The sequence below is a fragment of the Rhodospirillum sp. A1_3_36 genome, assembly GCF_047263945.1.
GTDB lineage: Bacteria > Pseudomonadota > Alphaproteobacteria > Rhodospirillales > Rhodospirillaceae > Rhodospirillum.
The window spans coordinates 44,822-57,516 of record NZ_JBLAVB010000016.1 but is presented as its reverse complement, the minus strand read 5'-3'; the positions used below and the strand labels follow the sequence as shown (position 1 = coordinate 57,516).

The window sequence follows — 12,695 nt, the reverse complement described above, 5'->3', positions numbered from 1 at the left end:
TTAAACGCGGATGTCCACACCGCCCCGGCTGGTGGCCCGGTTTGCGCGGGCGGCCTCCATGGCGTTGGGGTCTGGTTCCTGTTCGGTGGGCGCGCCGTTACCGGGGCCGCCTGCGCCCATTTGGCCTTGACCAGGTTGGTCTCGGCCGGTCTGGGCAAATTGATTGGCTTCACCGCGCAACTGGAAGTTCAGGCTTCCGGAGTCGGCCTTCAGCCCCGCATCCTTCAAGGCCTGCTCCAGCCCCTTGGCGTCGTTGCGCAGGGTTTCCAAGGTATCCTTGTGATCTGCGGTGACCGTCGCATGGACCTTGCCGTCCTTGGCGACCTCCATTTTGACCTCAACTTTTCCCAGAGCCTTGGGAGTCAACTGGACGGTGATCCGATCCAATCCCCGGTCCACGGCCTTGCCAATATTGACCTTGACCTGATCGAGCACCTTTTGGGCTTCCGGGTTTTGGCGGGGCCGTTGGGGTTCCTGTGCCTTTTTGGCGGTTTGGCTCTGCTGGGTGACCTGTGTCTGGACCCCTGGGGCGATGGGGTCTGCCTTAGGTTGGGTGGCGGTTTGAGCTGTGGTTTGGGCGGAGGCGGTCTGGGTCGCTTGGGCCTGGCCCTGTTGGGTTGCCTGACGGGTGGCGGCACGGGACAGGGCTTCTGCCTGTCCCCCCTGGCGAGCGGCCGTTTGGGCCGCAGCCTGCTGCTCGATCATCTGCCGCTCGAAGGTGGTCTGGGCTTGGGCGTCGGCGCTCTGTCCCCCATTGGCATTGCCCGGGCTGGTATTGGCATTTTGGGCGCTGGCCTGAGCCTGTTGCAGAGGCGTTTGCGTGCCGCCAAAGGCCGCCCCGTTTCGGTGGTGCCCCCCCGCACCAGCACCGCTGTCCTGGTTGGCCGTATCGGGAGAGCCCGCCGTTTTTTGGGCCTGCTGGGTTGCCTGCTGGGCCTGCATGGCCTTGGTGTCCTGGGGAGCCTGATTGGTGGTTCGGACCTTGACCTCGACTTTGGCGTCTGGGTCTAGGGTCTTGGCCAGCTGTGAGGCCTGCTCCTGGGCTGTGGTATCCTTCGTCTGTGGCTTTGCACCCTGGGCCGCTGCCTGGGCGGTGCTGGCCGCCGCTTTCTGGGCCTCCGCATTGGCTTTGGCTGTCTTCGCATCAACGGGACCTTGCGCGTCCGGTTCAACCCCATCTGTGGGTTGCGTGGCTGCGACGCCTTTGGTGGCTTGGTCCTTGACCTCGGCCTTTGGCGCCTTGGCGTCGTTGGACAGGGCGGGGGCAACCGCAACCTGGGCCGTTTCAGTGGCATCGGCGGTTGCCTCGGCCAGAGGAACTGTGTCTGCAGGTGAGGTGTCTTGGTCTATTGATCCATCCGCTGTTGTCGATGCTGACTGGGGTCCTTGGGCGGCGTCTTGCGGGGACGTGTCGCCCTGGGTGTCCTTCACTGCGGTGGTGGGCTGATCGGGTACCTTCGGCTTGGCGTCCTTGCGGTCGACGGTGTCATCTCGGGACCTGTCCTCAACCCGGCTGTCTTTCCGGGGAGCGTCATCCCGATCATCGTCGCGGGCTTGGACCTTGTCACGGGGACGGTCGTCCCGCTCGCTCGCAAGGTGCTTGTCCGCCTCGTTGCGCTTCTGATTTTGGGCTGCCTTGACCTGATCCATGGTGCTTATCAGGGTCTGGGACATCTCTGTCGAGACCGAGCTTGAATCCATTTGGCCTATGGATTTCCTGATAAGATCAGCGAAGACCTTGCCAGCCTGACTGGACTCAGAGGACTTGCTCGGGACCAAGTCGGTGGCAGCGGTCTGCTGCTTGTGGGTGACTGTTTTCACATCCATGGCCTGAATATCCTCGGTTCACATCGTCCTGTCGCCGCTCCTTGGTCGTGGACCGGCGGGAACAGAGGTGCAAGCCCTGGGCCAAACTCGAAGAATTGCTCATGTTGTTGAAAGTAAATGGAAATAATTTGAGTGCTTAGGTTTGGTCTGTGTTGGAATTGGGTTTGATGGCCGAACTTGCCGGTATGGGGGAGGAAAAAAATGCCCGGTTTGTTCGTGGTTTTTCCAGGGACTCATGCCAAGTGTCCACCGCGCCTTTTGGCGCGGTAAAGCCTGCGTGGCATTTGAACGAAGAAAAGCGGCGAGGGGGTCAACCCGCGCCGCTTTGTATAAGGATAAAATTTTAGATCAACCGCACCTCAAATCGGCATCAACTTGAGGCGGGGTGATCGAGGGCCCTGTGGAGTTGTGTGATGTGTGCAGATGTCACCTGAGCCCCTCAAGCGAAAAGCTTCGTTTGAGGGGGCTTTAGACGTTCATGTCCACGAACAGGGGATTGTTGCCGGAGCTGGCAAGGGAGCTTTTGAAAACGCTTAAGTAGGCCTGTTGTTGGGACGACATGGCTTCCAGGTTCCGCTGCATGGCGGCCACCTGCTGGTCGTATTCCTGCTCCAGGTCGGTCATACCCTCCAGGCTTTCGTACAGGGCGTCCTTTTGCTCGCCTTTCAGATCATCCTGTTTTTTCTTGATGCCATTCTCGTGGCCTTTCACGACCTGTTCGTTGGTGGTCATCTGGGCCCGAGCGGCGTCCATTTTCGAGCTGGCGGCGTTCAACTCGTCCAATGCGCTTTGGATGTCCTCCGGTGTGGCGAGATTGTTGTGGTTCCACTTTCCGGTTATGCCCAACCCACCTTTAACAACTTTACCGGTGACAGTGACTTCCTGAGTATCAATGATCATAGTGAAGGTTTGGTTGCCGTTGGCATCCGGGGGGCTGGCTGCAGTGATACCAGTTGATGTTGATGTGGTGCGCCCGGTGCTGTCGCTGTCACTCGGTTTCTGTGTGTTGTAGGACGTGTATTCCGTTAAGGTCTGGCTGGATAAGTCGGGAATCCATGTCGTTCCGCTCTCGTCTTCGATACGAAAGTCTGCGCCAATATAGACGCCATTCAGGGTGGTGGTGCTTCCCGAGAAGCTTGCATTGTAAGTTATGTCGTTGGGAGTCCAGGTGGATCGGTCTTGTACTCTGCCAATGGGATTGTACGCTGGAGAATAGCTATCAACTGCGGAGTTCAGCTTCCGCAAGGCTTCGTCGTATTGATCCCGATAGTAGTCTGAATTGGTCCGCTCAATCTCGCCAAGGGCACTTCGCATGTCATCCAAATAGCCCTGGACTTCTTCGATTCCCTCCGTGCCATTTTGAATGGCCACTTGGGCTGATTTGATGTTGGACGACAGCTTGACGAGGCGATCCGATTCCTTCGTGATGGCGTCGTTCTTTTTCTCATAGGTCGCCGTCAGCTTTTCCTGCTTTTTTTGCAAAGCGTTGGCGGCGCGTTGGATCATATTGTCGAGGGCGACTTGCTGATAAGAGCCAAAGGAAAGGCCACCAGCATTCAGAGCGGTTATCATAACGGGCCTCTCACCCGGCTTTCAGCCGGACGTGCGGTTTGCTTCTCACCCCACCCCGTCCCCTCACTTTCTGGAGGGTCGACTGGAAGGGCATAACCCGGACGGCTTCCGAGTAAAGTAGTCCAGTTCCAATCCTATCATGGAGTCAGTCCCTGCGAAAGGTGAATCCGCCTTTCGGTCCTTGGATTGGCTCGTGCGCCGACGCAGTCAAAAGGTTCACCGGTCCGTGCACGAAGTCTTTGTTTATGCATCACCTGTCCAAACTTCGGCTGAAGCCTTCGTTTGGGTCGATGCACGAGGGGGCTGCCGGAGGGTGGCGTTGTGCCAGTGCTTGGACGGCCTGGGTTATCGGGTCGCTCCAGTCTCCCCGGGTGGTTTGCCGGAAGAGGCGCGCTCGAGGATACCAGGGACTGTCGGTTCGGTCGAGCATCCAGCGGTAGTCGGGGACCCGCGCCAGCAGAACCCAGGCTTCCTTGCCCAGAGCGCCAGCCAGGTGAATAACGGAGGTGTCAACTCCGATCACCAGATCCAATCCGGCAATCACCCGCGCGGTACCGGCCATATCGCGCACGCCCACCAAACCCTTTTCCAGGTGGGGAAAGGAGAGGTCTGATTCGTCCCATTGCAGGGAAAGCCATTGGATATCGCGTCGTTTCAGGAGGGGGGCGAAGGCCTCGAGGGAGCAACTGCGCAGGCTATCCATGCGGTTGTCGGGGGCCCCCCGCCAGACCAGTCCGATCCGAGGCGGCCTGGTCGGGCTCGGGTGACCAGGGGAGGACCGGTCCGGAGCCGGGTCTGCTGGATCGGCAAAGGGAAGAAACAGCCAAGGCGCAGTGCCGGGAATATGGTCTGCGGTCACGTCAAGGATATGCGGCAGGGACATCAGGGCGATTTGGGCGTCGGTTGTAGGGGGCGCCTCGGACCGGGCGATGACCTCATCCGGTCCGTCCAGGCTTGCGAAGAGACGAACCAGCTCTCCATGGCACTCCAGAATGACCCGGGCCGCCGGACCCGCTTTGGCGCGCGCCCGAGCGGCTGCCACGGGTACCAGACGGGCCATCATCAGGGCGTCCCCCAAGCCCTGTTCTGCATGTAACAGCAGGGTTTCGCCGGGCGCCAAGGGGGCGCCGTCCCAGGGGCGGCCGGGCAAGGGCGCGCGGCGGCTGGTGAAGCGGGGCATGCGCCAGCGGGCTTCGTGATTGCGCCAGCCCTCGCGCCACTGGCCTGCGGTCAATTGGGCCCAGGCCAGATCATATCGCGCTTCCGGTTCGTTCGGATCCAGGGCGACGGCCTGTTCGTGGGCCTCCAGGGCTCCTTCCAGGTCGCCCAACCCCAATCGGCAGATCCCCAGGTTGGTCAGGCAATGGGGGCGGTTTGGAGCCAGGGCAACGGCGCGCTCGGCCAGTGGCAAGGCCTCTTCCAACTGGTTCCGTTCGATCAGGACATGGGTTCGGTTGTACCACCAGTCCGCCTCCTCTGGCGCCAGGTCCGTCGCTCGGGTCAGGGCGGCTTCTGCTTCGGCTTCCCGGCCCAGGGCGGCGAGGGTGGTGCCCAGGCTGGACCACGCGCTGGCGTCTTCGGGGTCCTGCAAGACGAGGGCCCGCCAGCAGGGTTCCGCCTCTTCCCACCTGCCTGCGCGTCGGGTGAGGATGCCTTGGCGGCGTATCAGCTCCCGACTCTCCGGATAGAGAGACCGGGCCTCGGCAAGGAGAGCGAGGGCCTCCTGCCGACGACCCAGGGCTTCCAGTTGGTCGACGCGGAAGGTCAAGGCTCCCTCGGTCGGTGGCAGCGGGGTCGCGATGTCCAGGGCTTGCTCGCTTTGGCCCGTTCGGGCCAAGGCCATGGCCAGATCAGCCCGGATGTCCAGCCTATGGGGGGCGTTCTCCAGGGCGACGGTCAGGGGCTCCACCGCCGCGTCCGGTCTGTGCACAGCCAGGAGAATGCGGCCCAGACCTGCCAGGGCCGGGGAGTGACGTGGCTCGAGTGCCAGGGCTGATCGATAGAGATCGCGGGCTTCTGCCAGGGCTCCTGCGGACAGGAGGGCGTCGGCACGGGCGGTCAGGGACTCCAGGGCGGACATGGTGGAACCATTATGGGGACGAAGGAGAGGCAGAAGGGGCGCCGGGGCGTCCGGGTGAAACGGGGCAGAAAATCGAGAGCAAAAAACGACGATCGTCAGGGTCGCCCTTTCCGAAGAGTCTTGCAAGGGAGGCTGTGGTTTACCTGAGTTTGACTGGGACCGGTGTCGTGGCTCTTGCCGATGGTTCCGGGGCAAGCCAAACTGTCTTTATGAGTGATGAAAACAACGCCCAGGATCCGACGGCGGCTCTTGATCCCATCGTGGCCTTGGACTCCATTGCAGACCGTGCCGAAGCCGCCTGGAGTCAGGGGGATCGGGCGCGGGCGGAGCAATTGGCCCGCATGGGTTTGTCGGTGGATGGAGACCATCCCCGGCTGCTTGCCATTTTGGCGGCCAAGGCCGAGGAGCGGGGAAATTCTGCGGAAGCCGCCATGCTGTTCCGTCAGGCCCTGGCGCGCGCTGGGAAAGATCCCCAGCTCTTGCATAATCTGGGAGTGGCGCTGAAGGGGGCAGGACTGCGGGAGGCGGCAGGGGCGGCTTGGGCCGCTGCCCTGGCCGCAGAGCCGGGGCGCATCGAAACCCTGTTCAACCTCGCCCGGTTGAAGGACGACGGGGGCCGATGGGAGGAGGCTGTGGCCCTCCACAACCGTCTGCTGACCCTCGCTCCAGACCATGGCCCGGCCCTTTATACCCTCGGAAACCTGAAGGCGCGCCACGGTGCCATGGCGGAGGCGGAAGCCCTGTTGCGCCGCGCCTGGATTGCCGACCCGACAAACGCCAGGGTGGCCACGAACCTGGGGGTGGTGCTGCGCCGCCTGGATCGGGTGGAGGAAGCCTTGGAGGTTCAGGATCGGGCGGTGACCCTGGATCCGACCCTGGCCGATGCCCAGTGGAACAGAGCCAATCTGCTGTTGACTCTCGACCGCTACGAAGAGGGCTTTGCCGCCTATGAGTGGCGCCGCCGTCGCGAGGCTTGGCACCTGCCCGACCCGCCGGGGCCGGAATGGACCGGGGGCGGTCTGGAGGGTAAACGGTTATTGGTGGCAGCCGAGCAGGGCGCGGGCGACATGATCCAGGCGGTGCGGTGGATGCCCCGATTGACCGCCATGGGGGCCAGGGTCATCCTGGAGGTCCACCCTCCGCTGTTGTCCCTTTTCTCCACCTTGGAAGGGGTGGAGCGCCTGCTTCCCTTTGGTGCGGTGGAGGAGGGGGGGCACGATCTTTGGGTCAGGGCCTTCAGTCTGCCCCATCGCTTGGGGATCGGGTATGCGGGGCTGCGCCAGCCAGCGCCGCCTTATCTGTCTGTGCCTGAGGGGGCCGTCGTTCCGCCTCCTTTGGAAGAGATCACCGCTGGGACCTCTCCTGTCCTCAAAATCGGGCTCTGCTGGTCGGGAAATCCGGACTTCGCCGATAACGGCACCCGGGCCTGCGACCTTCTCGATCTTCTGCCTTTGGCCGAAGGGGCCCGGGTTCGTGCATTCAGTTTACAAAAGGGGCCGCCTGCCCAACGGCTGGCGGAGGTCGCCTCTCCCTTGATCAGAGATCTGGCGCCCTGGATGGCAGATTACGCCGCCACGGCATCGATTATGGAGCGCCTTGATCTGGTGGTCACCACGGATACCAGCGTGGCCCATTTGGCGGGGGCCCTGAACCGTCCCTGTGTCCTGCTTTTGGCCGCCCATTGCGATTGGCGGTGGGGAAGGGGACGGGATTATACCCCCTGGTATCCGTCTCTCCGTCTGGTGCGGCAATCAACTTTGGGGGAGTGGCGCGCTTGTGTGGAAAAAGTGAAAGATTTTCTCGCTACGGGAAGTCTTTGCTCGGAATAAGAGAAAATTTCCAAGATTCCGCGAAATGGCGGTCTAGTTTTTCCACTTTTAATGACGAATTGGGGATATCTACAGCTTTACCACGGGAATAAAGACGCTTAGCGTCCCGATCGTTGACGAAAAGGAAACGGCAGTGATCGGAAGAGATTCTATTCTACTCCAAGATTCCCTAGCGGGTATTCGGGAAATTCAAGGGGACCTGAGGCAAGTTATGGTCCGGTCCACGGAAGTGGAACCGGCTCGAATCCACGGTGAATTAAACCTATTGGAGCAAACTTTTACCCGATGGTTAGGCGTGGGGTATGCCTTGGCCTTGTCCGGGGGCGTTACGGCGTTGGAGCTCTCTTTAAGGGTGTTGGGGCTCGGGGCGGGCGATGCGGTTCTCGTTGATGCCTTTGCCGATGCCACAATCGATGCGGCTTTGTTTCGCTTGGGAATTCGGGCGATTCCTGTCGATGTGGAAAGTCGCCATCCGCTGATGGATCCGGTCGCCTTGGAGCGTGTTTTGGCCTCGAGTCGAGGCTTAGGGGCAGGGGCGGTTCTGGTTTCCCATCGGACTGGACATTCCGCTGATCTTCCTGGTTTGGCTGCGGTGGCCCGGTCCCATGGCCTGCCGATGATCGAAGATGCGTCCGAGGCTGTTGGTGCCGCCTTGAATGGGCGTCGATGTGGGAGTGCCGGCAAGATGGGACTCTTCTGCCTGGGGGCGGATCGAACCTTCTCCGCCCTGGGACCCGCTGGAATTCTGGTGACCAATGATCCGCTGTTGGATAGCCGGGCGCGGGATTTGGCAAAAGCTTTGGACTTGCCCATGGATGGGGTGCGGGCGGCCGTCGCCCGCCTGCGTATGCGGGGCCTGGAAGGAGGGATTTTGCGCCGTCAGTCCGTGGCGTTGCGCTATGACGCGGCGCTGGTGCCCTTGGGGGTTTTGATTCCGCAAGAGCGGATTGAGGCGACCCATGTCTACGACCAATATGTAATACGGATCCCCTTGGCCTTGGGGGGCGGTTCGGCGGCGCGGAACAGGCTCGCGGCTTTGGGCCTGGAGGAGCGGGCCTTCCGCCCCTTTGTGCTCCGCGCTTTGGACGGCGACCGGACGGTTGAAACGGATCTGCCCAACGCCTTGGCCTGGAGCCAGGAGGCCATATCCCTGCCGGTTTATGCGCAGATCCCCGTTTCCTTGCAGGCACAGGTCATTGCCGCCCTGGCTGGATCCTGAGCGTTCGCCAGTTGCGCTGTCGGGATGCCGGGCAGTATGATTTTCGGTGGTTGGGGAGCTGATGCCCTGCTGTCGCCTGACCGCCCTGTGACAGTGGTCGTGCTTTCCCAGGGCTGTGGTCTCCCAGGGTGATTGCTTTCTCCGCGTTGCAGGACCGCACTGACGCCATGCGCCCTCCCAAGCCAACTGATCCCGAAGATGAACATGGTTTGGTCCCGTTCGAGGCCGCCAATCCCATGGCCCTTAGGGACTCCCGGGCGCGAGTGGGGCTGGAAGCGACCCTGTGGGGGGATCCCCATGCCCGGGATCTGGCCGTCGAGGCTTTGGGCCTGCCGGGGCGTGGCATCGTTCTATCGGTCAGGGCCGCCCTGGCGGGGCTGATGCCGGATCTGGTGGTTTCCTGGATCTTGGGAGAGGCGCCGACCCTGGCCAGTCGCGCAGACGACCTGTGGACGGCGACCCAGGAAGCCCTGGTCAATGCTGCTCTCCACGGGAATTTGGGGCTGTCCTCCCACTTGGACCCCGGCAAGGATCTTTGGGTAGAGATCGAGGCACGGCTGAAGGAGGCTCCTTATAACCGCCGTCTGGTGGTGGTGGGACTCCGTCGCGACGGCGGGCATCTGGATCTGACGATCCAGGACGAGGGCGATGGCTTCGATCCCAAGGTGCTGGAGTTGTTTCCGCCTGCCTCCCTGGCCCTCTCTGGGCGGGGGGTCGCCCTTATGGCCCGCGTGTCCGATGGCGCCGAGCACGAGGATGAGGGGCGGCGGCTGCGGCTGCGGTTCGCTTGCCCCGCCATCGTGGAGGCTCCCCCGGGACGGGGGGAGCTGGTGCTGGTCGCCGATGGGGATGCGATTATTCGGAATGAGCTGAAAGGGTATCTCGCCAGGGGGGGCGCCTACCGGTTCGTGGAAGCCAACGAGGGGGCTTCGGCCCTGGAGATGGCCCGGCATCTGAAGCCGGACCTCATGGTGATCGATATGGGATTGTCTCGCATCGGGGGGTTAGAGATCATGGAAACCTTGCGGGCCGATCCGCAATACCAGGACCTGCCCATTCTGGCCGTCACCACAGCCCTGGAGCGGGAGGAGCGGAATAGGATCCTTCGGGCCGGGGCCTCGCATATCCTCAATAAACCCGTGGATGGTCCCCTGTTCGGCGAATTGGCCCGGTCCATGATGGAACATGGCGCCCTGTTGCGCAATTTGCGGGAATACCATGAGCGGACCCAGCGAGACCTGGAAATTGCCCATGGTGTCCAGCTCTCCCTGTTGCCCACCGAGGACCGGCTGGCTCAGGTGGCCGAACGGCATGGCTGCGTTATCAAATCCCATTACGAGCCCTGTGGGGAATTGGGGGGGGACTATTGGGGCTTGCGGGATCTCGATGAAACCCGGGTGGCTGTCTTCACCGTTGATTTCTCCGGCCACGGGGTGGGGCCAGCCTTACAGACCATGCGGCTGCATACCTTTTTGCGGGATGCCCGGGCTCCGGCCGACGATCCGGCTCAGGTGCTGTCCGAACTGAACGACTTCCTAGTGGAGGTCCTGGCCGTGGAGCACTTCGCGACCATGTTCTATGGCGTCATTGATTTTGCTGCCGATACATTGACTTATGCCGCCGCCGCCGCGCCGCCACCCCTGATCGGCATGAAGCGGACGGAAGAGGTGATCCGGGGCAACGGAGAGGGGCTGCCCCTGGGGATCCTGGATGACGTGGACTATGAAACCCAGGTCATGGATTTCCCTCCGAACTCGGTTCTCTTGCTCTACAGCGATGCCCTTTATGAAACCCCCTTACAACCGGGGGGAAACCCCTGGGAGATCGAAGGGGTAGAGCATGTGTTCAGCGGGCGTCTGTCCCGCCTGTCCCTGCGACAGGGGTTGGCCGGGGTGATCCATGCCTTCCACACGCTGGCGCCACGCAATTTGCCCGATGACCTGACCTGCGTCTGGGTGGAACGGTGAGGGTATCGGCTCGCCTCATCCAATGAATAGACGCTGGAGTGGGGCGGTTGAGCGCTCTGGGTGGCCCTGGCTCCGGTGCTCAATCGGAAGGGGCGAAGGGGGCGGCATGGTGCTGCGCACAAAAGCCTCCATGGTGCTACGCACAAAAAATAGCCGCATGAAATTTGATGTCTAAAAAGTGGCATTTCAGATTGACGTGGGATTATGTACGTACAAAATAAACCCATCGCGCCGTCACCCTGATCCTGGTCTTGGGGCTCGAAGGTCGAAGTTTCTTGCATGTCGATAGTGGGAAGGGATGGGGGCGTGAGGGATTTGCCGATCATCGATGTGACCGACTTGCGGTCCAAGGATCTGGAGCGCCGGGTGGCCGTCGGGCGGAAAATCGCAGAAGCCTGCACCACTGCCGGATTCTTCTACATCGTGAACCACGGGGTGTCCCAAATCCTGATCGACACCGCGATTGCCCAATCCCTGGCCTTCTTTCACCAACCCCTGGAGGTCAAGGCCAGGACGAAGGCCAATAAGACCTTTCGGGGGTTCCATGGCGCTGGCGGAGCGCTGATGTATGGGGCCGAGAGGCCCGACTTCAAGGAATTCTTCCAGATCGGTTTGGAGCTGGCCGAGGACGACCCGGATGTGGTTGCCGGTCAACCCTTGCGCGGTCCGAACCAGTGGCCCGAGACGCCGACGGGATTTCGCCCGGCGATGGAAGCCTATTACGCGGCCATCGGCGCCTGCGGTGCCGATTTGCTGCGCGGTGTGGCCCTGGCCCTGAACCTGCCGGAGAGCTTTTTCAAGGACCGCTATGCCAAGCCATTGCAACGGACTCAGGCCATCTACTACCCGCCCCAACCCGAGGAGATGGGAGCCGATCAGTATGGTGTAGCCCCCCACACGGACTATGGCTGTATCACCTTGCTCTACCAGGACGACGTGGGCGGGCTGGAGGTGCTGAACCGGGACGGCCAATGGGTGGAGGGGCCACCGGTTCCGGGGTCCTTTGTCATTAATGTGGGTGACCTGCTGCAGCGTTGGACCAACGACCACTTCCTGTCCAATGCCCACCGTGTGCGAAACACCTCTAACCGGGAGCGGTTCTCCATCGCCAGCTTCTACGACCCTTCCTACGATGCGGCGGTTGATCCCCGGGATATTCTGAGCGCCCGGAACGGGTCTGAGGCGCCGCGTCATGCTCCGATCGCGGCGGGAGATCACATCTGGGGGCGGATTGTCGAATCCGGTCGCCATCGCAAGGAAAAGGAGGCGCAAACGGGGGAGGGGGGGATCCGGGAGATCCAGATTCCGGAGATCCAGGCTCAATGACCTTTCTGGACCCGACCAAAGGCCTGGATCCCGCCGAAAGCCTGGCTCTCTCCGTTCAATTGGATGGCAAGGGTCCCCTGTTCGCTCAGGTCAAACGGGCCTTTGCCCGGCGGATCCTGGATGGGGCCCTGGCGGTGGGGGATCGGTTGCCCAGCGAGGAGCGGATCGCCGAGACCCTTGGGGTGTCGCGGCAAACTGCCCATAAGGCCATCGGGGCCCTGGCCAAGGAAGGCTTCCTGGTACGGCGGCGCAAGGCTGGGACCTTTGTCGCGGCCAAGCGGCGGGACAGTTTCACCTTGCCGATCCCCGATATTGGAGAGGTGGTGGCGGAACGCGGCGGGGTTTACCAATACCGGATCCTCGACCGGCGGGAGGTCATCAACGGCCGCGACGGTCTGCGCTGGACCGACATGGCCGAGGGCGCCCCCCTGTTGGAACTGGAGGTTCTCCACCTCGGCGATGGGGTTCCTCTCCAGGTGGAACGGCGCTGGATCAATCTCGCCGTGGCTCCGGATGCCGTGGACGAGGATTTCCGGGACACGCCGCCGGGGCGTTGGCTGGCCGATCACCTGCCCTGGTCGACCGCGAATCATACGGTGCGTGCTGTCGGTGCGTCTGCTGAAATGGCAGCCCTGCTCGAAATCGACAGGGGCGATGCCTGCCTGCTGGTGGAGCGGCGGACCCAGAACCTGGGGCGACCGGTTACGCTGGTGCGCTTTCTCTCCGTCGGGGAGCGGTATGTGCTGCGGGGCACGACGCGGTCCTCCACCGTCTCCGAACTGGGGCTCGATGGAGGCTTGGCTCGGACGGAGACCTCTCCGTTTCCCCCGGGGTCCGGAGACGGCTCTGGACCTTGATCCGCCCATTGGTCTTTA

The 12,695-nt window shown here is 62.2% G+C and carries 8 protein-coding genes; 5 read left to right on the top strand and 3 right to left on the bottom strand.

Translation table 11 applies throughout. From position 1 onward, the window contains the following. From ACLIRY_RS21840 to ACLIRY_RS21830, 3 genes are all read right to left on the bottom strand, one after another. Positions 1 to 1,674 carry a flagellar hook-length control protein FliK gene (locus tag ACLIRY_RS21840; protein WP_413207542.1) on the bottom strand — a complete coding sequence of 558 codons (1,674 nt, stop codon included), beginning with the start codon at positions 1,672 to 1,674 and terminating at the stop codon, positions 1 to 3. A 621-nt stretch (positions 1,675 to 2,295) separates the two neighbouring features. After that, a complete protein-coding gene (locus tag ACLIRY_RS21835) occupies positions 2,296 to 3,399 on the bottom strand; it encodes a hypothetical protein (protein WP_413207541.1) in 1,104 nt (367 codons plus the stop codon). A 250-nt stretch (positions 3,400 to 3,649) separates the two neighbouring features. Then, positions 3,650 to 5,479 (bottom strand): tetratricopeptide repeat protein, encoded by a 1,830-nt coding sequence (locus ACLIRY_RS21830; protein ID WP_413207540.1) that lies wholly within the window; start codon positions 5,477 to 5,479, stop codon positions 3,650 to 3,652. Between the two features lie 209 nt (positions 5,480 to 5,688). Between ACLIRY_RS21830 and ACLIRY_RS21825 the strand changes: the two genes are divergently transcribed. From ACLIRY_RS21825 to ACLIRY_RS21805, 5 genes are all read left to right on the top strand, one after another. Continuing rightward, positions 5,689 to 7,308: a tetratricopeptide repeat protein gene (locus ACLIRY_RS21825; protein WP_413207539.1), complete on the top strand. Its 1,620-nt coding sequence runs from the start codon at positions 5,689 to 5,691 to the stop codon at positions 7,306 to 7,308. Between the two features lie 211 nt (positions 7,309 to 7,519). Beyond that, positions 7,520 to 8,527 (top strand): DegT/DnrJ/EryC1/StrS family aminotransferase, encoded by a 1,008-nt coding sequence (locus ACLIRY_RS21820; RefSeq protein WP_413207538.1) that lies wholly within the window; start codon positions 7,520 to 7,522, stop codon positions 8,525 to 8,527. Positions 8,528 to 8,694: 167 nt separating this feature from the next. After that, positions 8,695 to 10,494, top strand: coding sequence for a SpoIIE family protein phosphatase (locus ACLIRY_RS21815; protein ID WP_413207537.1), 1,800 nt, complete (start codon positions 8,695 to 8,697; stop codon positions 10,492 to 10,494). A 306-nt stretch (positions 10,495 to 10,800) separates the two neighbouring features. Next, positions 10,801 to 11,820: an isopenicillin N synthase family dioxygenase gene (locus ACLIRY_RS21810; protein WP_413207536.1), complete on the top strand. Its 1,020-nt coding sequence runs from the start codon at positions 10,801 to 10,803 to the stop codon at positions 11,818 to 11,820. Further along, the gene (locus ACLIRY_RS21805; protein WP_413207535.1) at positions 11,817 to 12,677 is read left to right on the top strand and encodes a UTRA domain-containing protein; all 861 of its coding nucleotides are present in this window, start codon (positions 11,817 to 11,819) and stop codon (positions 12,675 to 12,677) included. Before ACLIRY_RS21810 ends, ACLIRY_RS21805 begins: the two co-directional genes overlap by 4 nt. Positions 12,678 to 12,695: the final 18 nt, after the last annotated feature.